17 protein-coding genes and 2 tRNA genes are annotated in these 21,208 nt (G+C 73.1%); 7 read left to right on the forward strand and 12 right to left on the reverse strand.

Going from position 1 to position 21,208, the window contains the following annotated elements:
- Window positions 1–3 precede the first annotated feature (3 nt).
- Window positions 4–555: a DUF2690 domain-containing protein gene (locus tag ACFOSY_RS08295; protein ID WP_394306087.1), complete on the reverse strand. Its 552-nt coding sequence runs from the start codon at window positions 553–555 to the stop codon at window positions 4–6.
- A gap of 242 nt (window positions 556–797) precedes the next feature.
- Between ACFOSY_RS08295 and ACFOSY_RS08300 the strand changes: the two genes are divergently transcribed.
- Window positions 798–871: transfer RNA gene (locus tag ACFOSY_RS08300), tRNA-Lys, on the forward strand.
- 61 nt (window positions 872–932) lie between these two features.
- On the opposite strand, the gene ACFOSY_RS08305 is transcribed toward ACFOSY_RS08300, so the two are convergent.
- The 3 genes from ACFOSY_RS08305 to ACFOSY_RS08315 all read right to left on the reverse strand — a co-directional run bounded on the left by ACFOSY_RS08305 (window position 933) and on the right by ACFOSY_RS08315 (window position 3,931).
- Window positions 933–1,538 (reverse strand): lytic polysaccharide monooxygenase auxiliary activity family 9 protein, encoded by a 606-nt coding sequence (locus tag ACFOSY_RS08305; RefSeq protein WP_394306088.1) that lies wholly within the window; start codon window positions 1,536–1,538, stop codon window positions 933–935.
- Window positions 1,539–1,709: 171 nt separating this feature from the next.
- Window positions 1,710–2,867 (reverse strand): SPFH domain-containing protein, encoded by a 1,158-nt coding sequence (locus ACFOSY_RS08310; protein ID WP_394306089.1) that lies wholly within the window; start codon window positions 2,865–2,867, stop codon window positions 1,710–1,712.
- A gap of 77 nt (window positions 2,868–2,944) precedes the next feature.
- The gene (locus ACFOSY_RS08315) at window positions 2,945–3,931 is read right to left on the reverse strand and encodes a hypothetical protein (RefSeq protein WP_394306090.1); all 987 of its coding nucleotides are present in this window, start codon (window positions 3,929–3,931) and stop codon (window positions 2,945–2,947) included.
- Window positions 3,932–4,256: 325 nt separating this feature from the next.
- Between ACFOSY_RS08315 and ACFOSY_RS08320 the strand changes: the two genes are divergently transcribed.
- The 3 genes from ACFOSY_RS08320 (at window position 4,257) to ACFOSY_RS08330 (ending at window position 8,773) form a co-directional block, all read left to right on the forward strand.
- Window positions 4,257–4,330 (forward strand) — tRNA-Lys (locus ACFOSY_RS08320).
- Between the two features lie 469 nt (window positions 4,331–4,799).
- Entirely contained in the window at window positions 4,800–6,836 is a 2,037-nt protein-coding gene (locus tag ACFOSY_RS08325) for a glycosyltransferase family 2 protein (RefSeq protein WP_394306091.1), read from the forward strand.
- Complete coding sequence (locus tag ACFOSY_RS08330) at window positions 6,833–8,773, forward strand: galactose oxidase-like domain-containing protein (RefSeq protein WP_394306092.1); 1,941 nt, start codon at window positions 6,833–6,835, stop codon at window positions 8,771–8,773. The genes ACFOSY_RS08325 and ACFOSY_RS08330 overlap by 4 nt, the downstream gene beginning before the upstream one ends.
- Window positions 8,774–8,860: 87 nt before the next feature.
- Here the strand turns inward: ACFOSY_RS08330 and ACFOSY_RS08335 are convergent, their stop codons facing one another.
- The 5 genes from ACFOSY_RS08335 to ACFOSY_RS08355 form a co-directional block, all read right to left on the reverse strand.
- Window positions 8,861–9,889: a glycoside hydrolase family 6 protein gene (locus ACFOSY_RS08335; RefSeq protein ID WP_394306093.1), complete on the reverse strand. Its 1,029-nt coding sequence runs from the start codon at window positions 9,887–9,889 to the stop codon at window positions 8,861–8,863.
- 440 nt (window positions 9,890–10,329) lie between these two features.
- Complete coding sequence (locus ACFOSY_RS08340) at window positions 10,330–10,995, reverse strand: class F sortase (protein ID WP_394306094.1); 666 nt, start codon at window positions 10,993–10,995, stop codon at window positions 10,330–10,332.
- Between the two features lie 8 nt (window positions 10,996–11,003).
- Window positions 11,004–11,567, reverse strand: coding sequence for a hypothetical protein (locus ACFOSY_RS08345; RefSeq protein WP_394306095.1), 564 nt, complete (start codon window positions 11,565–11,567; stop codon window positions 11,004–11,006).
- Window positions 11,568–11,700: 133 nt separating this feature from the next.
- Window positions 11,701–12,480, reverse strand: a complete 780-nt coding sequence (locus ACFOSY_RS08350; protein ID WP_086684952.1) for an HAD-IIA family hydrolase — start codon at window positions 12,478–12,480, stop codon at window positions 11,701–11,703.
- 178 nt (window positions 12,481–12,658) lie between these two features.
- Complete coding sequence (locus ACFOSY_RS08355) at window positions 12,659–13,777, reverse strand: ROK family transcriptional regulator (RefSeq protein ID WP_394306240.1); 1,119 nt, start codon at window positions 13,775–13,777, stop codon at window positions 12,659–12,661.
- A 79-nt stretch (window positions 13,778–13,856) separates the two neighbouring features.
- Between ACFOSY_RS08355 and ACFOSY_RS08360 the strand changes: the two genes are divergently transcribed.
- Window positions 13,857–14,933, forward strand: coding sequence for a Gfo/Idh/MocA family protein (locus ACFOSY_RS08360; RefSeq protein WP_394306096.1), 1,077 nt, complete (start codon window positions 13,857–13,859; stop codon window positions 14,931–14,933).
- Window positions 14,930–15,421 (forward strand): heme-degrading domain-containing protein, encoded by a 492-nt coding sequence (locus ACFOSY_RS08365; protein WP_394306097.1) that lies wholly within the window; start codon window positions 14,930–14,932, stop codon window positions 15,419–15,421. Before ACFOSY_RS08360 ends, ACFOSY_RS08365 begins: the two co-directional genes overlap by 4 nt.
- Before the next feature lie 6 nt (window positions 15,422–15,427).
- On the opposite strand, the gene ACFOSY_RS08370 is transcribed toward ACFOSY_RS08365, so the two are convergent.
- Window positions 15,428–16,504, reverse strand: coding sequence for a hypothetical protein (locus ACFOSY_RS08370; RefSeq protein ID WP_394306098.1), 1,077 nt, complete (start codon window positions 16,502–16,504; stop codon window positions 15,428–15,430).
- Window positions 16,505–16,697: 193 nt separating this feature from the next.
- Between ACFOSY_RS08370 and ACFOSY_RS08375 the strand changes: the two genes are divergently transcribed.
- A complete protein-coding gene (locus ACFOSY_RS08375) occupies window positions 16,698–19,382 on the forward strand; it encodes an erythromycin esterase family protein (RefSeq protein ID WP_394306099.1) in 2,685 nt (894 codons plus the stop codon).
- 41 nt (window positions 19,383–19,423) lie between these two features.
- Here ACFOSY_RS08375 and ACFOSY_RS08380 read toward each other — a convergent pair whose 3' ends face one another.
- Both ACFOSY_RS08380 and ACFOSY_RS08385 read right to left on the reverse strand, forming a co-directional pair.
- Window positions 19,424–20,281 carry a fumarylacetoacetate hydrolase family protein gene (locus ACFOSY_RS08380; protein WP_394306100.1) on the reverse strand — a complete coding sequence of 286 codons (858 nt, stop codon included), beginning with the start codon at window positions 20,279–20,281 and terminating at the stop codon, window positions 19,424–19,426.
- Between the two features lie 147 nt (window positions 20,282–20,428).
- A complete protein-coding gene (locus tag ACFOSY_RS08385; RefSeq protein WP_394306101.1) occupies window positions 20,429–21,172 on the reverse strand; it encodes a YidC/Oxa1 family membrane protein insertase in 744 nt (247 codons plus the stop codon).
- Window positions 21,173–21,208 lie beyond the last annotated feature (36 nt).

Here is a 21,208-nt window from a genome sequence, read left to right on the forward strand (position 1 = left end):
CCGTCACCGCCACGCGGTCGCCTCGGTTCCGTGGATGCAGTAGCGCTCGTACGTGCTCGCGCCGCCGGCCTTGGGGACCGCGCAGACGGTGACCTCGAACTCGCCGTCACCCACGCGCACCATGGGGGTGTACGTGTCGTCGTCGTACTTGATCTCGGCGGCGCGCTCGGTGCCTCCGGTGGCCTCGACCGTGACCAGGTCCCCCTTGGCGCCGTGCTCGATCTTCCCCCAGACCGCCTGGCAGTCCTCGCTGTAGCGGATCGAGAGCTCGGCGGGGTTGCCGGCGGGCGGCTTGAAGGTGGTGGCGCCGTCGTCGCAGCCCTGGCGGCCGGGGTTCTTCCCCTCGCAGGCCTCACCCGGGCAGGTGGGCTCGTCGAGGAGCGCGTTCACGACGTGCTCGCCGAGCGGGGAGAGAACGGCGGCCGCCACGGCGCCGACGACCGCCACGGCGAGGGCCACGGAGGTCGCGCTGTTCCACCTGCGCCTGCCCTCGGGCGGCTGCGCGGCGGGGTCGGAAGGGGTCGTGGAGCTGTTGTCGGGACTGCTCGTCGTCATGGGTCTCGCCCTTGGTGCTCGTCATACGCGCACGTGCCCTCGGCCATGCGCCTCTCACCCCGCCAAACGATCTCCCGCACGGCCGGGCAACAGGCGCACGGTCGCTCCACGGGCGTGAAAGGGACGTGAAAGGGAGCAGAACGGCCCCGTCTCCTGAGCCGCGGGCGGTGGTCCGGAGCACCCTCGGGGACCAGGTAGTATTTTCTTCGTCGCCGGCCGCGGAAGCGGACGGCGGGAGTCATGCGCCGCTAGCTCAGTTGGTTAGAGCAGCTGACTCTTAATCAGCGGGTCCGGGGTTCGAGTCCCTGGCGGCGCACCGAGAAGGGCCTCTCGTGGGAGCGAGAGGCCCTTTGACGTGCCCGGAACCCGGCCGGCCGCTAGAAGGTCACGTCCGAGCAGGCGTAGAACGCGTTGCCCGTGTCGTGGACCGTCCACACCGCGAGGATCACGTGGTGACCGCTGAGCCCGGTGGGCAGCCGGCCGCTGTGCGACAGGGTCTGCGGCGGGCGCTGGCCGTTGTAGGGGACGGTCAGGAACGGCGTGAGGTTGAGGTCGGACCGGGACAGGTTGTGGTTCTGGTTCCAGCCCGGCTTGGTGACGTAGTACTTGAAGTCGGTGGTGGCGTGCATCGCCGTGAACTGCCACCGGAACGTGTAGTCCTGGCCGCCGGTCACCCGGGTGGTGGGCCAGGCGCCGCCCGACGGGGTGCGCGGGGCGTCGAGGGGCGCGAAGGACGCGTTGCCCGCCGAACAGAGCTTGCCGTCGGCGGGGCCGGCCGAGGGGAAGCCCTTCGGGCCCTCGACGCTCTGCGGCTCCCACTGGATGGCGCCGCAGTTGGAGACCCCGCCGTTCTGGCAGAGCTTCTGCCGGCTGACCGGCAGGTCGGTGTAGCCGTGGCCGCTGGCGCCGCCGGAGGAGAGCATGAGCGCTCCGGTCGTGGCCAGTCCCACCGCGGCCGCGTACAGCTTGGTCCGTTTACGCATGCTGCCGCTCCTGGAGTGTGGGGGAGTCGTTCAGGGTGCAGGTCTAGACCAAGTCTCAGCGTAAGGACGGTAGTTGAACATGTCCATACCAATCGCAGGGCTTGTTTTTCCCGTCCTTCCCACCCCGGCCCCCCGCCGTTCACGGCCCGGTCTCACCAGGCCCCCGGCCGTTCACGGCCCGGTCTCGCCCCGCCCCGCGCAGAACGCCACCGTCAGGTCCTTCACCAGCACCTGGCGCTCGTCGTCGTCCAGATCCAGCAGACCGCGCATGGTCAGCCGGGTCACGGTGTCCTCCACCGAGTCCACGACGGAGCCGACCACGCTCGCCCGGTGCCGGGCGTCCAGCGCCGCGATCCGGCGCCGGTGCATCGCGGCGGCCACCTCGGGCGCGTACTCCACCCGCAGCGGCCGCACCGCGCACACCTCCACGCCCACCGGCCCGGCGTCCGCCGCCACCAGCCGGGTCAGCGCGTCCTGCGTCGCCTGCACCGCGCCCCGCCCGGCGCCCGGCGCGGCCACCGGCACCCGCAGCAGCGCCGCCTCCACGCACGCCCGCAGATACCCCTCGTGGTCCTCGACGCCCAGCGCCGCCCGCGCGGTGTCCCGCACCCGCCACACCACCAGCACCGCCACCCGCAGCGCGACCCCGCCCCGGTCGGCGGCCGGCAGCGGCTCACCGCGCCAGTGCCGCAGCCGCACGTCGATCCGGCGGCGCAGCACCAGCGGGTTCACCCACAGCAGTCCGGTGCCCCGCACGGTCCCCCGGTAGCGGCCGAACAGCTCCAGCACCCAGGCCCGCCCGGTCCGTCCGCGGGCCAGCCCGCCGAAGCCGAACAGTCCGAGCGCCCCGGCCCCGGCGAACGCCGCCCACTGCGCGGGCCCGAGGCCGCCGGCCCGCACGGACAGGCCGAGCGCCTCCACCGCGAGCGGCGGCAGCACCCCCGCCCACCACGCGGTGACCGCGCAGCCCGCCGCGCCGCACACCCCCGCGAGCACCCCGGCGATGCCCGGCAGCACCCGCGCGGGCCGCTCCGCGATCTCCGGGTCGACGCCGGACGCGGCAGCGCGCGCCCGTACGCCGATGTCCCGCGTGTCCCGGTCCTCCTTGTCGGGTGCGGGGTCGGGCGCGGGGCGGTGCGCGACGGCCGCGGGCCGTGGCAGCGCCTCCGCCGGGCGCTCCGCGGGCTCCTCCCGGAACAGCAGGTGGACGGGGATCTCGGTGGTGGACTCGGTGTGGATCAGCCGGGCCGGGCGGGCGGCCGCGACGCCGTCGGCGGGCTCCTCGGACTCGGGGACGTGCTCGGGGATGTGGGATGTCGTGGTGGTCATGCGTGCCTCCAGCCTCCGCGCCAGATGCGTCACATCGAGGGACTCGGACGGGGCGGACGCCCGGCGCCCCGGTCGGGTCAGGCGAAGAGCCGCCGCCAGGTCTCCGGACCCGGCGCCCCGTGCGAGGAGGGCGCGGCGAGGCGCGCGGCGGCAGAAGCGGAACCTCCGTTTAGGGCATCCGGGGCCCCTGCGGACCTCCCGGCCGGCGGTCCGTCAGCACCGCCCGCATCTTCCGCACCGTCCGCTCCGACCCCTCGCCGCGCCGGGGCCACACCCGCCGCCCCCTCCCCGGCCTCCGATCCGCGCGGACCGTCCGGAAGGGCGGGCACCAACGCCCCGCCGAGCGCCTCCCCGGCGTCCGCGCCCCCGGTGACAGGTGCGGAATCCGCCACCGGCGGCCCGGCCGGATCCGCGGGCCGGGCGGGCGCGGCGGTCTCCGGGGCCGCCCCCGCCGTTCCGTCGGTCACGCCCTTGTAGCGGTAGGGCACATAGCGCGCCGAGTTGTTCCAGTAGGCGTACGGAGTGGTCGTCCGGCGGGTGTGCGGCGGGGCCTGCTCGTAGGCCACGTACCGGGTGCGGGAGGAGTTCGCCCACCCGCCGAAAAGGACGACGTGCGAACCGTTGTACGGGTCGGCCGCATTGTGGAACAGGAGGATGTCACCCGGCCGGAGTTGCGCCTTGGTGATTCTCTCGGCGTATTGCGCGAGGCTGCCCGTCCATTCGTTGCCGGGCAGTTTCCAGGCCATCGAGACATAGCCCGAGCAGTCCTGCCGGTATCCGTCGGACCAGTAGGAGGAGACGCCGTAAGGGACCTTCTGGCCGACCCAGGAGGCGGCCCGCCTGACGATGTCGGTCCGGCTGATCGCGGGAAGCGTCACCGGGCCGCCGGGCGGCAGCGCGGGACCCGTGCGCCCGTCGGCGCCGAACAGCGGCCCCGGCGCACCCTGCCCGCCGCCGCTCCCCTGATCTGCGGGAACGCCTTGGCCCGCGGAGACCCGGGAGTCGTGGGCGGCGACCGCAGGGACCGGGTGGGCGCCGAGCGCGGCGGACGTGACCGCGGCCACGAGGAGGGCGGTGCGGTGCGCCGGCGAGCGCCGCGGGCGACCCCCGCGGCTGCGCGGCCGCTCCCCCGCGCAGCCGGGGCACGCGCAGTCCCCGGCCGCACCGAATTCCTCGCACACCGGAGACCCCATGCGATTTCCCTCACATTCCCGGAACGTTTCTCCGTAGCCGCGCACGAGCGTCAGTGTCGCAACGGTCGTCCGGGCGCGCACTTTGACGGTCCGAATGATGTAAAGCGCCCTCCCCCGGACGCCCCGGGAGGCGGGTGCCGGGCCGGGGGCCGTCACGAGCACCCTCCGGAGTCCTGTAGAGTTCTGCCGTCAGCAGGCGCCGCTAGCTCAGTTGGTTAGAGCAGCTGACTCTTAATCAGCGGGTCCGGGGTTCGAGTCCCTGGCGGCGCACCGACACGACGGGCTCCTCGTTCACCGAGGGGCCCGTCGTTTTTTGGCCGGAAACTCTCTCGCCCTCGTTGAGCGTGACGCTCTCGCGCCCCGTACGGAACTGTGACACCACAGGACACCCTCGGGCGTCCCATTGGCCCCTTTTGCCTGGTCCGCACCGTGTTTCGCACCTTGCGATCATGAGGAGCGAACCGGGAACCTGGTCCTTTCAACGCACCGCGCCATCGCGGCCGTTGGAGGGACCGGGGGCGTGCCGGCCGCCTGGCCGGGACGGGGTGAGGGACCCCGTTCCCCCGCGCCGGCACCGAGGGGGGATCATGCAACCGGAAGGCACGGGATCGTGTCTATAAGGTGTGCGTGACGTGGTGACCGCGGTCCGCCACTGACACGTCCGGAGGTCGAGGGGGACCGGCCCGGACGTAAGCAAGCGACGAAACACGCGGTTCGCCGCGTGTGGGGGGAATGACTCATGACGTCGACGCCGACCGGCGCCCACCGGGACGACGACCCGTCCCAGACCACCCAGCTGAGGGTGCCCGGCCATCGGAACTGGAACACGGGGACGTTCCGCCGGATCAAGAAAGCGCTGCCCAGATACGACTACGAGCACTACAGCCGCCTCGCGGGTCCCCTCACCCAGCCCGATCCGAACAAGCCGTACACGGTCCAGTACCGCTCGCTGATCTCGCAGGAGCCGCACCGCATCCGCATCGCGCTGATGCTGCTGGCGGCCCCCGTGCTGTCGCTGGTGCTGCTGGTGTGGCTGCTCCAGCCGTCGCACTGGACGGAGCGCGACTATCCGGCGTTCGAGTGGCTGCCCGCCCTCGACGTCGTGATGCTCGTCTCGATCGGTCTGATCGAGTTCTTCCGCTGCATGAACGTGCTGTCGAACGCGCACGCCACACTCGTCGCCCGCGACCCGGTCCCGGTGGTGCCCGAGACCGGCACCCGGGTGGCCTTCCTCACCTCCTTCGTGCCCGGCAAGGAGCCGCTGGAGATGGTGACGAAGACCCTGGAGGCGGCCGTGAAGATCCGCCACCGGGGCCTGATGCACGTCTGGCTGCTCGACGAGGGCGACGACCCCGAGGTGAAGGCCGTCTGCGAGCGCCTCGGCGTGCACCACTTCTCCCGCAAGGGCGTGGCGAAGTGGAACCAGAAGAAGGGCCCGCACCGCGCCAAGACCAAGCACGGCAACTACAACGCCTGGCTGGACGCGCACGGCGACCACTACGACTACTTCGCCTCGGTGGACACCGACCACGTGCCGCTGCCGAACTACCTGGAGCGGATGCTCGGCTTCTTCCGCGACCCGGACGTCGGCTTCGTCATCGGCCCCCAGGTCTACGGCAACTACGACAACTTCGTCACCAAGGCCGCCGAGTCCCAGCAGTTCCTCTTCCACGCGCTGATCCAGCGGGCCGGCAACCGCTACGGCTCCCCGATGTTCGTCGGCACCTCCAACGCCGTGCGCATCAAGGCGCTGAAGCAGATCGGCGGCCTGTACGACTCGATCACCGAGGACATGGCGACCGGGTTCGAGATGCACCGCGCCCGGAACCCGGAGACCGGCCGGAAGTGGCGCTCGGTCTACACCCCGGACGTGCTCGCGGTCGGTGAGGGCCCCAACGCCTGGACCGACTTCTTCACCCAGCAGATGCGCTGGTCCCGCGGCACGTACGAGACGATCCTCAAGCAGTACTGGAAGGGCTGGTACTCGCTCCCGCCGAGCAAGCTCTTCAACTACACGATGATGATCATCTTCTACCCGATGTCCGCCCTCAACTGGATCCTCGCGGCGCTCAGCTGCGCGCTGTTCCTGGGCCTGGGCGCCTCGGGTGTGAACATCGACCCCGCCGTGTGGCTGATGCTCTACGGCAACGCCTCCGCGCTCCAGATCGGCCTGTACGTCTGGAACCGCCGGCACAACGTCTCCCCGCACGAGCCGGAGGGCTCCGGCGGTGTGGCCGGCATGGTGATGTCGGCGCTGTCGGCCCCGCTGTACGCGAAGGCGCTGATCGACTCGGTGCTCCGCCGCAAGAGCAAGTTCGTGGTGACCCCGAAGGGCGACTCGGCCAGCCCGGACACCTGGTTCGGCACCTTCCGGTACCACTGGTACTTCATCGCGATCTTCGCCGGCTCCATCGCCGCGGGCTTCGTCTACGGGCACTCGCACCCGGCGATGGTCATCTGGGCCACCTTCGCCCTGCTCATCACCGCCGCGCCGATGTTCGCCTGGCGGCACGGCATGCGGCAGGCCCGGAAGAAGCCCGGCGCACACGCGGCGGGAGCGCACCGCGCGGACGCGACCCCGGCCGACGGCGTGCGGATGCCGCAGCAGCAGCACGCCCCGCACCAGCCGCAGCCCCGGCCCCAGTGGGCCGGTTCCCACGGCGCACCGGGCGGACCAGGGGGCCCCGGGGGCCCGGGAGGGCCCGGGGGCGGCCACCCCGGTGACGACCAGACCATGCAGATCGCCCTTGGTGGACTTGGGGGACGTAAGGAATGAAGGACCGTGCAGGCCGCCGTCGCGCCCGTCGGATCGCGATAGGCACGGCGGTGGTGCTGGCGCTGGCCGGGATGAACGGCCCATGGCTGTACCGCTTCAGCACCGAGAAATATCACCAGTACAAGATCAACCAGCCGGAGTACAAGGCCGCGAACGGCAAGTGGGAGATCATCGAGTTTCCCGAGAAGTACCGGCAGAACACCATTCACGCGGCGCTGCTGCGCACCGGCAAGGTGCTGCTCGTCGCGGGGTCGGGCAACAACCAGGACAACTTCGACGCGAAGAAGTACGACACCCGGATCTGGGACCCCGTCAAGGGGACCATCAAGAAGGTGCCGACGCCGACCGACCTGTTCTGCACCGGCCACACGCAGCTCGCCAACGGCAACCTGCTGATCGCGGGCGGCACCAAGCGGTACGAGAAGCTCAAGGGTGACGTGAAGAAGGCCGGCGGCCTGATGCTCGTCCACAACGAGAACCCGGACAAGCCGATCACCCTTCCGGCGGGCACCGAGTTCACCGGCAAGGAGAACGGCAAGACCTTCGTCTCGAAGGACCCGGTGCTCGTCCCGCGCGCCGAGAAGAAGTTCGACCCGGCCACCGGCGAGTTCCTCGGCACCACCCCGGGCGTGGGCCGCATCTACGTCGAGGCGCAGAAGGAAGGCGCGAAGTACGAGACCGGCACCCAGGACAACTACCGGGTGCAGGGCCTCACCGGCGCCGACGCGCGCAACACGTACGGCATCGCCGAGAAGCTCGCCCTGGACAAGAAGGACTTCCAGGGGATCAGGGACGCCTACGAGTTCGACCCGGTCGCCGAGAAGTACATCAAGGTCGACCCGATGAAGGAGGCCCGCTGGTACCCGACGCTCACCACCCTGAGCGACGGGAAGATCCTCAGCGTCTCCGGCCTCGACGACATCGGCCAGCTGGTCCCGGGCAAGAACGAGATCTACGACCCGGAGACCAAGGAGTGGGAGTACACCGACAAGGTCCGGCAGTTCCCGACCTACCCGGCGCTGTTCCTGATGCAGAACGGCAAGATCTTCTACTCGGGGTCGAACGCGGGCTACGGGCCGGACGACGTCGGCCGCGACCCGGGCGTCTGGGACGTGAAGACCAACAAGTTCAAGAAGGTCCCGGGGCTGAGCGACCCCGACCTGATGGAGACGTCCAACACGGTGCTGCTGCCGCCCGCCCAGGACGAGAGATACATGGTCATCGGCGGCGGCGGGGTGGGCGAGTCCCAGAAGTCCAGTGAGAAGACCCGGATCGTCGACCTGAAGGCCGACGACCCGGCGTTCGTGGACGGGCCGTCGCTGGACAAGGGCACCCGCTACCCGCAGGCGTCGATCCTGCCGAACGACGAGGTGCTGATCTCCGGCGGCTCGCAGGACTACCGCGGCCGCAGCGACTCCAACATCCTCGAGGCCCGGATCTACGACACGGAGAAGAACGAGCTGCGGCGGGTCGCCGACCCGCTGGTGGGCCGCAACTACCACTCGGGCTCGATCCTGCTGCCCGACGGCCGCGTGATGTTCTTCGGCTCCGACTCGCTCTACGCGGACAAGGCCAACACCAAGCCGGGCGAGTTCGAGCAGCGCATCGAGATCTACACCCCGCCGTACCTGTACGGGGACGACGAGCAGCCCGACCTGTCCGGCGGGCCGCAGACGATCAAGCGCGGCGGGTCCGGCACGTTCACCTCGCGGGACGCGGCGTCGGTCAAGAAGGTGCGGCTGATCCGGCCGAGCGCCACCACCCACGTCACCGACGTGGACCAGCGCTCGATCGCCCTGGACTTCACCACCGACGGCGACAAGGTCACGGTGACCGTGCCGAAGAACCGGAACCTGGTGCAGTCCGGCTGGTACATGCTGTTCGTCACCGACGCCAACGGCACGCCCAGCAAGGCCCAGTGGGTGCAGGTGCCGTAGCGCGCCCGCCGGTACACGAGAGAGGGGCGCCGTGCGGACCGCACGGCGCCCCTCTCGTACGTCGGTTCGTCCGCCGCTCCCGGGCCGCTACGACGTGGAGGCGCGCGCCAGGTCCAGCGCGTAGTCCTCCCACCACTCGCCGGCCTTCGGGCCGCCCTTGCACTCGCCGTCCGACTCCCCCGGGCGCTTGATCCACAGGTAGGCGTCGACGAGCGGGTCGGCCGTGCGGGTCGTCGGGGTCTCGCCGAGCGCCCGGCCGGGCGGGTTGCACCAGCGTTCGTCCGGATCCCCGCCGGTGTAGGGGCCGTTGCCGTTGCGGCTGGTGTCGATGACGAAGTGCTTTCCGCCGACCTTGGCGGACAGCTCCTTGCCGTAGGCGATGGAGTCCTCGGTGGTGTAGAAGTTCGAGACGTTCACCGCGAAGCCGTCGGCCTGCTCGATCCCGGCCCACTTCAGCGGCTCGTGGATCTGGTCGGGGTTGCCCCAGCCCGCGTTGCCCGCGTCCAGGTACACCTTGGTGTTCTTCAGGCCCTTGAGCGTGGCGACAGCGCCCTTGAGGAGGTCGTAACGCTCCTCGTGGAACTCCTGCGGGGTGCAGCCGTCGACCAGGTGCAGCACCGCGTCCGGTTCCAGCACCACCGTCGCCGGGCGGTCCCCGATGCCCTCGGCCACCGCGTCGACGAACTCCCGGTAGGTGTCGCCGTCGGCGGCCCCGCCCTGCGAGTACTGGCCGCAGTCGCGGTGCGGGATGTTGTAGAGGACCAGCACCGCCCGGCGGCCGGCCTTGTCGGCGCCCTCGGTGAACCCCCGCGCCTGCTCCTCGGGGTTCTCCGGGCTGATCCACTCCGCGACCGGCTGCTCGGCTATCTTGCGGAGCTGCTCGGCCTCGGCCTTCTTGCCGTCCTCCCGCAGCTCGGCGATCTTGCGCACGGCGAGACCGTCCGGGTTGACCCAGAAGGGAGCCGCCTCCTTCGGCTGCTGCGTCACGGCCGAACCGGCCGAGCCCTCCCCGTCGTCACCCCCGGAGGAACATCCCGCGAGCAGCAGCGCCGCCCCCAGCACCGCTGCGGACGCCCGCCCCCCGGCGAACGCCCCGACCCCCCTGCTGCCGTACATCCAACCCCCCTTGGGTGCACTTGTTCCAAGTGTTCCGAGCCCCAATCCTGGCATATCTCACGGCCCGCCAGGACGGCCGACCGCCGCTTGTCCACGGCCTGTTACAGGGACCGGGGCCCTGCGCGCGGGGTGGCCGGATCAGCGCCCACCTGCGCCGATCACGCAAGGCGACCGGTCCGGTACTTGACGTCGGACGGCCCCTGGGCCGGGCCCGGCTTTCCCTCTAGAGTCGGTGCACCGGGCCGGCCGCCGACGCGGCCGGTGCTCCCGTGTGCCTTCCCGGTACCTCCCGCGCGTCCCGCCGGGTCACCTCCCGCGGCCCGTGCGCCGCGCGGTCGAGGACCGGCCCGGCCGGCGGCCTCCGGGGAGCAGGCCGTCGGCCGGGACCGGGCGCGCTCTCCCGCACGCTCACGCGGTCGCATGCTCACGCGGTCGCATGCTCACGCGGCGGTGCGGGGCTCCGACGCGTCGGTCAGGTACGCGGAGACCACCACGTTGGCCTCGTAGGCGCCGGCGGCGGGGTCGTAGGCGCCGCCGCAGGTGATCAGCCGGAGTTCGGCGCGCCCCTCGTGGCGCGGGCCGTACGCCTCGTGGGCGTCGAAGCCGTCCCGGTCGAGCACGCGGACGTCCTCGACGGTGAACTCGGCGACCGTGCCGTCGGCGCGGGCGACCCGGATCTGCTGACCGGGCTCCAGCGTGTCCAGCCGGTGGAAGACGGCGGGCCGCGTCTCGGTGTCGACGTGCCCCACCATCAGCGCGGCGCCCTCCGCCCCGGGGGCGGTCCCGGCCGCGTACCAGCCGACCTCGCCCGCCCGGTCCAGCGGCGGCGGGTCGGGGGCGCCGCGCTCGTCCAGGCCGCGGGCGACGACCGGGGCGCGCAGGTTCAGGCCGGGGATGTCGAGGGTGAGCGGCTCGGCGGACGCCAGCGGGCGGTGCACGGTGGGCAGGTCGGTCAGGGGCGGGCGTCCGGCCGCCGCCATGTCGCCGGTGGCGGGTCCGGCCGTCCCTGCGGGCACCTCGGTGAGCCCGTTCCCCCACAGCCACAGCCCGAGCAGCAGCGCCACCCACACCACGCCGGCGGGCAGCCGTTTCGTCAGGTCGCGCATGACGCCGGTCAACCCGTCCCCCGGCCGGACCGCGCCTGGCGGCGGGCCGCGCGGTGCACGGTGAGGGCGGCGGTCCCCGCCAGGGCGAGCGCGACCACCGTCTGCGCCGTGCCGGGCCCGTGTTCCTCACGGCTGTCGGCGAGGACCCGCGCGGCGCCGCCGCCCCCGGCGTTCACGGGGGCGACGGGCGACGGGTGCGCGGAAGGCTGCGCGCCCGCCGCGGGGTTGTGCTTCCGGACGACCTCGAGGGTCCCCTTGTGCTCCGTGCCGTCGCAGGCGACGGTCACCTCGTACGTCCCGGCGGTGAGCGTGGACCGTACCCGCGCGTCGCCCGCCAGGCCGTCGCCGGCGGGGGTGAGGCGGGCGTCGGACACCAGCGCCGGGGACTGCGCGACCGCCTCGCGCGCGTCGCACCCGGTCACCCCGAGGGCGATGTCGGCGCCGGGCGCGGGGGCCGCGGGCACCACCAGGACGCCTCCGCCGTCCGCCGCGTACGCCGCACAGGCCGCGGGACCGAACGCGGTGACGGCCAGGACACCCGCGCACAGAGCGAGTCGCCGCTTACCACCCATCGTGAACCTCCAGACACTCTGGAGGTTCCCCCGCCCGCTCCGCTCCCGCACCTCGTACGCGCGGCACTGGGCCGGGCGGGTGAACGAGGTGTGCTGGAACGGCGGTACGGCGATCGACGGCGATCGACGGCGCTCAGACGAGGTCGACGATGTCCGCGATGGAGTCGACGACCTCGGACGGCCGGTACGGGAAGCTCTCCACCTGCTCGGGCCGGGTCAGCCCGGTGAGCACGAGATACGTCTTCATGCCGGCCTCGATGCCCGCGAGCACGTCGGTGTCCATCCGGTCGCCGATCATCGCGCTGCTCTCCGAGTGCGCCCCGATGGTGTTCAGCCCGGTGCGCATCATCAGCGGGTTCGGCTTGCCCGCGAAGTACGGCTGCTTGCCGGTCGCCTTGGTGATGAGCGCGGCCACCGCGCCGGTCGCGGGGAGCGGGCCCTCGGTGGAGGGGCCGGTCTCGTCGGGGTTGGTGCAGATGAACCGGGCCCCGGCGTTGATCAGCCGCACCGCCTTGGTCATCGCCTCGAACGAGTACGTGCGGGTCTCGCCGAGGACCACGTAGTCGGGGTCGTGGTCGGTGAGGATGTAGCCGATGTCGTGCAGCGCGGTGGTCAGACCGGCCTCGCCGATGACGTACGCCGACCCGCCGGGCCGCTGGTCGTCGAGGAACTTGGCGGTGGCCAGGGCGGACGTCCAGATGTTCTCGATCGGCACCTCGAGCCCCATCCGGCGCAGCCGGGCGTGCAGGTCGCGCGGGGTGTAGATCGAGTTGTTGGTGAGCACCAGGAAGGGCCGCCCGGACTCGCGCAGCTTCTTGACGAAGGCATCGGCCCCGGGAATCGGCACCCCTTCGTGGATCAACACCCCGTCCATGTCGGTGAGCCAGGACTCGATGGGCCTGCGATCAGACATAAGCGCGAATCTCCCGCCGTCAACGACCTAGTGGGCCCCAGCCTAAACGGGCGCAGTCGCGGGCAGTCGTGCCGCTGGGGCGGCACGGGTGGGCGGACGGCACCCCGCCGGCGCCGGGCTGCGCACCACCCCCCGCCCAGCACCCGCGCCGCGCACTGTTCAAACCCCGCCTGCGCAGCTAACCGTCCTGCCCGAACACCGGCGCCAGCACCAACTGCGCCGCCCCCTCCGCTACCCGCCCCTCCCCGGCAACCACCCGCACCCCCACACCCTCCTCCCCCGTCCGACGGGCCCGAGCCTCCAACACCCCCCGCACCCCCCGCACGAACACCCCCGGCGCCCCCTCCACCGTCCGCCCGCCCACCAGCACCCGGTCGATGTCCAGCAGCCCCACCAGATTCGCCGCCCCGGTCCCCAGCACCCGCGCGGCCTCCGCCAACTCCCCCCGCGCCACGGCCGCCAGACACAGCGCCTCCACGCACCCCCGGTCCCCGCACCCGCACGGCGGCCCGTCCAGCTGCACCACCTGGTGCCCGAACTCCCCCGCCCCGGTCCGCGGCCCCCGGTGCACGCTCCCGCCGATCACCAGCCCGGCGCCCAGCCCCGTACCGAGGTGCAGATAGGCGAAGGACCCGCCCTCGCCCGCGACCGCGAGCCCGAGCGCGACGGCGTTGGTGTCCTTGTCGACCACGACCGGCACGGATTCCAGCCGCTCGGCCAGCGCGTCCCGCAGCGGAAACCCGTCCCACTCCGGAAACCCGGTCACCCGGTGCAGCACCCCCCGCCGATGGTCGAGCGGCCCGGGCAGCGCGACCCCCACCCCCAACAGCGGCCGCGCACCCGACACCGCGCCCGGAAGCACCGCGCCCGACACCACCGCCGCCCCCAACTCCTCCACCACCGACGCGACCCGCCCCAGCACCGCCTCCGCCCCGGCCCCCAGATCCAGCGGCGCGTGCCGCCGCGCCACCACCGTGCCGTCGAGATCGGCCAGCACGGCCCGCAGTTCGTCCCGGTCCAGATGCACGCCCACCGCGTGCCCGGCCTCCGGGACGAGCCGCAGCACCGTGCGCGGTTTGCCGCCCGTGGACGCCCGGCGCCCGGCCTCCGCCGCGAGGCCCTCCTCGCGCAGCCGGGCGGTTATCTTGCTGACCGCCTGCGGGGTGAGCCCGGTGCGCTCGGCGAGCTCCAGCCGGCTGATGCCCTCCGCCCCGGCCGTGCGCAGCAGGTCCAGCACCAGCGTGGTGTTGTGGCTGCGCAGGGCGAGGAGGTTGGCCCCGCCGCCCGGGCCGCGCATGCCACCGCCGTACGTCCTGTTCACCTGCCCATTGTGTCCCGGTCTTGCACTTTGGCAACACTGTTGCGAAAGTAGGACCATGACTGGCACTCCCCTTCGCGTCGGCCTCGTCGGCTACGGCCTCGCGGGTTCCGTGTTCCACGCCCCGCTGATCGCCGCGACCCAGGGCCTCACGCTCGACACGGTCGTCACCTCGAACCCCGAGCGACAGGCGCAGGCCCGCGCCGAGCACCCGGACGTCACGGTCGCCGCCTCGGCGGACGAGCTGTGGGCGCGGGCGGGCGAACTGGACCTGATCGTCGTCGCGTCCCCGAACCGGACGCACGTCCCGCTCGCCACCGCCGCGCTCGAGGCCGGTCTGCCGGTCGTCGTGGACAAGCCGGTCGCGGGCACGGCGGCGGAGGCCCGCGCGCTGGCGGAGCTGGCCGAGAAGCGCGGCCTGCTGCTGTCGGTCTTCCAGAACCGCCGCTGGGACAACGACTTCCTCACCCTGCGCCGCCTGATCGCCGACGGCGAGCTGGGCGAGGTGTACCGGTTCGAGTCGCGTTTCGAGCGCTGGCGTCCGCAGCTCAAGGGCGGCTGGCGGGAGTCCGGCGACCCGGCGGAGATCGGCGGCCTGCTGTACGACCTGGGCAGCCATGTCGTCGACCAGGCGCTGGTCCTGTTCGGCCCGGTGACGTCGGTGTACGCGGAGGCGGACGTCCGCCGCGAGGGCGCGCGGACCGACGACGACACGTTCGTCGCGCTCACCCACGCGAGCGGCGTCCGCTCGCACCTGTACGTCTCCGCGACCACGGCCCAGCTCGGCCCGCGCTTCCGCGTCCTCGGCTCGAAGGCCGGCTACGTCAAGCACGGCCTGGACCCGCAGGAGGCCGCCCTGCGCGACGGTCTGCGCCCCGGCGCGTCCGGAGCCGAGTGGGGCGCGGAGCCGGAGGAGCTGTGGGGCCGTCTCGGCGCCGGGGAGTCCCCGGTGACCGGCGGCGGCAGCCCCGTCCGCACCCTGCCGGGCGACTACCCGGCCTACTACGCCGCCGTGGCGCGTGCCCTGCTCTCCGACGGCGCCAACCCGGTGACCGCGCTGGAGGCCGCCGCGACGCTCGACATCCTGGAGGCGGCGCGCCGTTCGGCCGCCGAGAAGGTGACGGTGACCCTGTGACCACCCCGAAGCAGTCCCCGGAGCTGGCCCCGACCGTGGAGGAGCTGGAGGCGCAGGAACGCCGCCTGGTCTTCCCCCGGTTCACGTACGACGACGCGTGGGCGCTCGGCTCGCTGCTGGTGGAGCTGGCGCGGGAGCGGCAGGCGCCGGTCGCGATCGACATCCACCGTGCGGGCCAGCAGCTGTTCCACGCGGCGCTGCCGGGCTCCTCACCCGACAACGACGCGTGGATCGCCCGCAAGCGCCGGGTGGTGGAGCGGTACGGCGCCGCGTCCTACCTGGTGGGCGCGCGGTTCCGGGCCAAGGGCACGACGTTCGAGGAGTCGTCCCGCCTCGACCCGGACGTCTACGCGGCCCACGGCGGCTCGTTCCCGGTCACGGTCGAGGGCGTGGGCGTCGTCGGCGCGGTGACGGTCTCGGGCCTGCCGCAGCTCCAGGACCACCGGCTGGTGGTGGAGGCGCTGGAGCACTTCCTGTCACGGGCGTAGCCCGGGTCACTTGACGAGGAGGAGGACGAGGACGAGCAGGACGACGGCCGCCACTGCGGCCGCCACGGCCTTCCCTCTGCCCTCGTCCGAGATCCGCGCCAGGACCTCCAGCTCTCCGGAGCAGCCGCGGAAGAGGTAGTAGTCGCGGTTCCCGCTGCCCCGTGGGGTCGCCCTGACGACGGTGAGCCGCTTGATGACGACCGTGCGGTCCTGCTCGGCCTTCGGCTTCCGCAGGAGATGGGCGAGGACCGCGCGGTGGTCGTCGGAGAGGTCCTCGGGGAGCGGGTCCCCCGCGCCGAGCCGGTCGGTGCGCCAGTCCCCCGCTCCCAGGTCGTTCACCACGCGCCGGGGCCACGGGTCGGGGTGGGTCACCTTTTCGGTCCGCCGCTCCCAGACGATCCGCCCGGCCGTCCAGGACGTCGTCCGCCCGTGGCCCTTGCACGTCCCGCACGTGACGGTGCCGGTGGCCTTGCAGGGCCCGCACGGGATGCGCCCCCGTGCCTGGCACCTCTCGCACTTGACCCTCCCCCAGCCCCGGCACCCCGGGCAGGCGCTGTCGGGGGTGTGGCAGGCGTCGCAGGTCACGGGCTCCTCGGGGTTCGCCGCCTTGCGCGCCTTGGGCGGCCGGGGCGGTGTGCCCGGCAGGCCGCCGTGCTTGAGGTACTGGCTGCACGGGGAGACGCCCTCGCACACGGGACACGGCTGGGCCGGCTCGCAGGTGCGGTACGTCATGCCCTTGCAGTCGGGGCACTGCTGTCGGCCGTTGCCGCACCCGCAGGACCCCATGTGCACCGTGCCCCGCCGGACGAGCTCCAGCGGCTTGTCGAGAGGCTTCTCGTCCGGGCCGAGTTCGTGGTCCCGCAGCACGTCGTAGACCGGCCGGTCGGTGAGGTCGACGGCACCGGGCTCATGCCGTGTCGCCTCGGTGCGCTGCTCGACGTACCGGGTGATCGAGGCGTCGAGCAGGTGCAGCCGGGTGAGGCTGAAGTCCTCGGCGGTGCGGCCGCTTCCCTTGCCGTTGCGGCGAGCCAACTGCGCGTCCAACGCCGCCCGCACCTCGTCCTCGGACGGATCCGCACCCATCGCCACGCCGCTCACTCCCCCCGGTTCGCGCCGCGCCCCGCCCCGATGCGGGCGTGGACCGGCGTGGAGCGCATCCAGTGTGGCGGGGCGGGGCCCGGCGGAAAAGGGCGCGTGCGGGGGCGCGGGCGGGCCGGTGGGGCAATCAGGTGACACTCGGGGCGCGGACGCGCCGGTGGCCGGTGACGCTGACGGCATGACGTGCTCTCTGGGGCGGCGGCTGGCCGTCGCGCTGCTCGTGTGGGTGACCGCGCTCCCCGGAACGGCCGCCGCGGTCCCGGCCGGCGGGGACACCGGGGCGTCGGACGCGCCCGACGGCGAGGTCGTACGGGACCTGGAGCGGATCGCGCGCCCGCTCCGCACGACCGGCCCCTCCGGCCCGACCGACGACCTGCGCCCGTTCGGGGAGGCGGTCGGGGACGCCGTGGTGGTCGGGGTCGGCGAAGCGGCGCACGGCTCGCGGGAGTTCGTGACCGTCCGGCACCGGATGCTGCGGTACCTGGTGGAGGAGAAGGGGTTCCGCTCCTTCGTCCTGGAGGCCAACTGGAGCGCGGGCGCCCGCCTGGACGCGTATCTGCGCACCGGCTGCGGCGATCCCGTACGGATCATGGCGGAGGAGTTCCAGGACGCGCATCTGCTGCTGCACAGCCGGGAGTACCTGGACATGCTGCGGTGGATGCGCGCGTACAACGTCGAACACCCCGGTGATCCGCTCCGGTTCGCGGGGGACGACATCGGTTACGCCGGGCCGGAGCTGTATGACCGGGTCGTCGACCATGTCCGCCGCGCCCACCCGGACCTGCTGGCGACCGTGACGGAGCTGTACCGGGGGCTGCGTCCGGACGTGCCCATGGGCGCGTGGATGCGCACGGCCGTGACCACGCCGCTGGAGGAGCGCCGCGAGCGGGCCGAGCGCACCGGCCGGGTCCTCGCCCTGCTGCGCGCCCGCGGGCCCGCCGGGGCGGACGGCGACCACGCGCTCGCGGTCCGGCACGCCACCGCCGTCGATCAGGTGGCGCGGCTGTACGCGTTCGACCTGGCGGACCCCGGGGTGGTGCCGGACGTCATGGTGTACCGGGACACCGTGATGGCGGAGAACACCCTGTGGTGGCACCGCCACACCGGTCACCGTGTCGTCCTCGGCGGCCACGACAGTCACGTCTACACGCTCACCTCCACCCCGAGTCTGCCTCTCGCGCAGGGCACGGTGCTGCGGGAGCGGCTGGGCGACGGCTATCGGGCGGTGGCGGTCTCCTTCGACCGGGGCGCGGTGCACGCCACCGAGGAGGGGCTCCAGAATCCGGCCGACGCCGACGTGCGGCGCTTCGAGGTGGAGCCGGCGAAGCCCGGGTTCGTCGAGCACACCCTGGACCAGGTGAGCCACCGCGCCTGGTACGCCGATCTGCGGGACGCCCCGCCGGCCGCCCGCGCCTGGCTGGACGTGGCCCGGCCGAAGCGGGAGATCGGCACGGACTACCCGCCCGGGGAGGACCGGGTGAGCCTGGCGAGGTCGGCGGACCTGCTGGTGCACCTGCACGCGATCACCCCGAGCACCCGTCTCGACCGCACCGCGCCCGGCGGGACCGCGCGGTCGCCGGAGGACTGCGCCTGCGCCGACCCGGTGACCGCGATCCGGCGGGCCGCCCGCCCCCTGCGCACCGTCGAGCCGGACGGCCCGCTCGGTGACCTGCGGCCGCTGAAGGCGATCGTGGGCGACGCCCGGCTGGTCGGCATCGGTCAGGCGGCGCACGGGAGCCGGGACTTCCTCGCGTTGCAGCACCGGATGTTCCGGTACCTGGTGGAGGAGGAGGGCTTCCGGCTGTTCGTGCTGGAGGCGCCCTGGAGCGCCGGGCTCCGCCTCGACGACCACGTACGCACCGGCCGGGGCGACCCGGCGCGGATCATGGCGGAGGAGTTCCACAACGCGTACCTGTTCATGCGGACGCCCGAGGTGCTGGAGCTGGTGCGGTGGATGCGCGCGTACAACGTCCGGCACCCGGACGATCCGGTGCGGTTCGCGGGGAACGACAGCAGCTGGGCCGGCCCCGGCCTGTACGACCGCGTGACGGGGTACGTCCGCCGCGCCCACCCGGACCTGCTGCCGGCCGTCACCGAGCTGTACCGGGGGCTGCGGCCCACCCGGCCCGCCGGTGAGCACATGCTGGCCGCCATCGCCGAACCCCTGGCCGTCCGGCGGGAGAAGGCCGAACGGACCGGCCGGGTCGTGGAGTTGCTGCGCGCCCGGTCCTTCGCCGGGCGCACCGTGGCGGCCGGGACCGCGCAGGCCGAGGCCGTGCGGGACGCGGAGATCGTCCATCAGGTCGCCCGGCAGAACGCCTTCGACTACGACGACCCGGCCGACGCGAGCGCGGCCCTCGGCTACCGCGACGAGGTGATGACGGACAACACCCTGTGGTGGCTGCGGCACACCGGTGAGCGGGCCGTGCTGGCCGCCCACAACGGCCACGTCTATCTGGAGGGCTTCGACCCGGACTACCCGGTGATCCAGGGCGGCCTGCTCCGCCGGGCGCTCGGCGACGGCTACCGGGTGGTGGGGCTGTCGTTCGGCCGCGGTGCGTTCCTGGCCGCCGCGCCCGGTGTCTCGGACCCGGAGGACGCGGACGTGAGGGTGTTCCACTCGGGGCCGGTGGCGGCGGGGTCGGCCGAGGAGACGCTGGAGGCGGTGGACGGCCGGGACTTCTTCCTGGACCTGCGCACCGCGCCGCCCGCCGCCCGCGCCTTCTTCGCCACGCCCCGCCCGAAGCGGGAGATCGGCACGCACTGGCCCCGCGACCTCGACGAGGTGTCCCTGCTGCGGGCGGCGGACGCGCTGGTGCATCTGCACGAGATCGGGCCGAGCCGCCTGCTGCCGGGGGCGTGACGTCGCGCCGGGCGGGTCTCGAACCCGCCCGGCGCGGGCCGCTACGCCTGCGCGAGCACCTGCCGTTGCCGCCCCAGCCCCGTGACCTCCAGCTCGACCACGTCGCCGGCCCTCAGGTACGGCTTGGGCTCGGGGCGGCCCATCGCCACGCCGGCCGGGGTGCCGGTGTTGAGGACGTCGCCCGGGTACAGGGTCATGAACCGGCTGACGTAGCGCACGACCTCCCCGACCGGGAAGATCTGCTCGGCCGTCGTGCCGTCCTGCTTCAGCTCGCCGTTGACCCACAGCCGCAGTGACAGGTCCTGCGGGTCGGGCACCTCGTCGGCGGTGACCAGCCAGGGGCCGAGCGGGTTGAAGGTCTCGCAGTTCTTGCCCTTGTCCCAGGTGCCGCCGCGCTCGATCTGGAACTCCCGCTCGGAGACGTCGTGGGCGACGGCGTACCCGGCGACGTGCGCGAGTGCTTCCTCCGCCGACTCCAGGTACCGCGCGGTCCGCCCGATCACGACGGCCAGTTCGACCTCCCAGTCGGTCTTCACCGACCCGCGCGGGATCAGCACGGTGTCGTCGGGGCCGACGACGGTGTCCGGGGCCTTGAAGAAGATCACCGGCTCGGCGGGCGGCTCGGCCCCGGTCTCGCGGGCGTGGTCGTGGTAGTTCAGCCCGATGCACACGATCTTGCCGATCCGCGCGAGCGGGGGCCCGGTGCGCAGTCCCGCCGCGTCCAGCGCGGGCAGCTCGCCGGCTTCGGCGGCGCTCCTGATCCGGCCGAGGGCGTCCTCGTCCGCCAGGAGCGTCCCGTCGATGTCGGCGACGAGTCCGGACAGGTCCCGCAGGGTTCCGTCGGGGTCGAGCAGCGCGGGCCGTTCCCGTCCCGCCGTACCGACGCGCAGCAGCTTCATGGTCGTGTCTCCCTCGCTCGCGGGCGCCCGCCCGACGGGGACGACCGGTGCGGCGGGCGCGGCCGTCGGAGGACCGGCCGATCTTCCAGGCCGGACGCTCCACTCCGCAAGACCCGGTTCACGTACTGGACCGCGCCCGCCGCACGCTCACCGGTACAGCACGGACCGCTCGATCACGCTCCACGTCGTGGAGGTGACGACGTACAGCGCGGCGGCGAGGGGGACGACGGCGACGGTGACCAGGGTGAAGAAGGACATGAACGGCATCACCCGCATCACCCCGCCCATCGCGGCGGCGCCCGGCATCTGCGGGTCCGCGCCCGCTCCGCCCGCGCCCCCCGCGCCCGCCAACGCCGCGGAGGCGGCCGTCATGCGCCGGGAGAGCCGGTAGCTGAAGTACGCGACGACCGTGACGACGGCGAACAGGCCGAGGTACACCAGGCCGGCCCCGCCGAACGCGCCGCCGTCGCCGAGGGCGTCCGCCCACCGGCCGCCGAGGGGCGCGTCGAGCAGCTGGTGGCTGAGCAGGGCGTTGGGCTCGCCGCCGATCGAGCCGCTGGAGAAGAGGTGGTAGAGCAGGAAGAACGCGGGGAGCTGGAGCAGGCTGGGCAGGCAGCCGGACAGCGGGGACACCTTCTCCTGGGCGTGCAGTTCCAGGACGGCCTTCTGGAGCTTCTCGGGGTTCTTGCCGTGCTTGCGGCGCAGTTCGGCGATGCGCGGCTGGAGCGCGGCCCGCGCCTTCTGGCCGCGCGCGGCGGCCCGGGACAGCGGGTGGACGGCGAGGCGTACGAGGGCCGTGAACGCGACGATCGCGGCGGCCGCGGCGGACAGGCCGAACAGGGGGCGGAGCAGGTCGGCGAGCTGCTCGACCAGGGTGGCGAAGACAGACAAGGGTGAGCCCTCCGGGGGTCTCGTCGTGCCGGAGGT

The organism is Streptomyces lusitanus, assembly GCF_042647945.1.
Lineage (GTDB): Bacteria > Actinomycetota > Actinomycetes > Streptomycetales > Streptomycetaceae > Streptomyces > Streptomyces pseudogriseolus.

Excerpts from the sequence above, each read along its gene's own strand:
- ACFOSY_RS08330 (WP_394306092.1), top strand. The coding sequence starts at position 6,833 with ATGAAGGACCGTGCAGGCCGCCGTCGCGCCCGTCGGATCGCGATAGGC.
- ACFOSY_RS08380 (WP_394306100.1), bottom strand. The coding sequence starts at position 20,281 with ATGAAGCTGCTGCGCGTCGGTACGGCGGGACGGGAACGGCCCGCGCTG.
- ACFOSY_RS08375 (WP_394306099.1), top strand. The coding sequence starts at position 16,698 with ATGACGTGCTCTCTGGGGCGGCGGCTGGCCGTCGCGCTGCTCGTGTGG.
- ACFOSY_RS08335 (WP_394306093.1), bottom strand. The coding sequence starts at position 9,889 with ATGTACGGCAGCAGGGGGGTCGGGGCGTTCGCCGGGGGGCGGGCGTCC.
- ACFOSY_RS08360 (WP_394306096.1), top strand. The coding sequence starts at position 13,857 with ATGACTGGCACTCCCCTTCGCGTCGGCCTCGTCGGCTACGGCCTCGCG.
- ACFOSY_RS08310 (WP_394306089.1), bottom strand. The coding sequence starts at position 2,867 with ATGACCACCACGACATCCCACATCCCCGAGCACGTCCCCGAGTCCGAG.
- ACFOSY_RS08325 (WP_394306091.1), top strand. The coding sequence starts at position 4,800 with ATGACGTCGACGCCGACCGGCGCCCACCGGGACGACGACCCGTCCCAG.
- ACFOSY_RS08295 (WP_394306087.1), bottom strand. The coding sequence starts at position 555 with ATGACGACGAGCAGTCCCGACAACAGCTCCACGACCCCTTCCGACCCC.
- ACFOSY_RS08370 (WP_394306098.1), bottom strand. The coding sequence starts at position 16,504 with ATGGGTGCGGATCCGTCCGAGGACGAGGTGCGGGCGGCGTTGGACGCG.
- ACFOSY_RS08340 (WP_394306094.1), bottom strand. The coding sequence starts at position 10,995 with ATGCGCGACCTGACGAAACGGCTGCCCGCCGGCGTGGTGTGGGTGGCG.
- ACFOSY_RS08355 (WP_394306240.1), bottom strand. The coding sequence starts at position 13,777 with ATGCGCGGCCCGGGCGGCGGGGCCAACCTCCTCGCCCTGCGCAGCCAC.
- ACFOSY_RS08350 (WP_086684952.1), bottom strand. The coding sequence starts at position 12,480 with ATGTCTGATCGCAGGCCCATCGAGTCCTGGCTCACCGACATGGACGGG.
- ACFOSY_RS08305 (WP_394306088.1), bottom strand. The coding sequence starts at position 1,538 with ATGCGTAAACGGACCAAGCTGTACGCGGCCGCGGTGGGACTGGCCACG.
- ACFOSY_RS08345 (WP_394306095.1), bottom strand. The coding sequence starts at position 11,567 with ATGGGTGGTAAGCGGCGACTCGCTCTGTGCGCGGGTGTCCTGGCCGTC.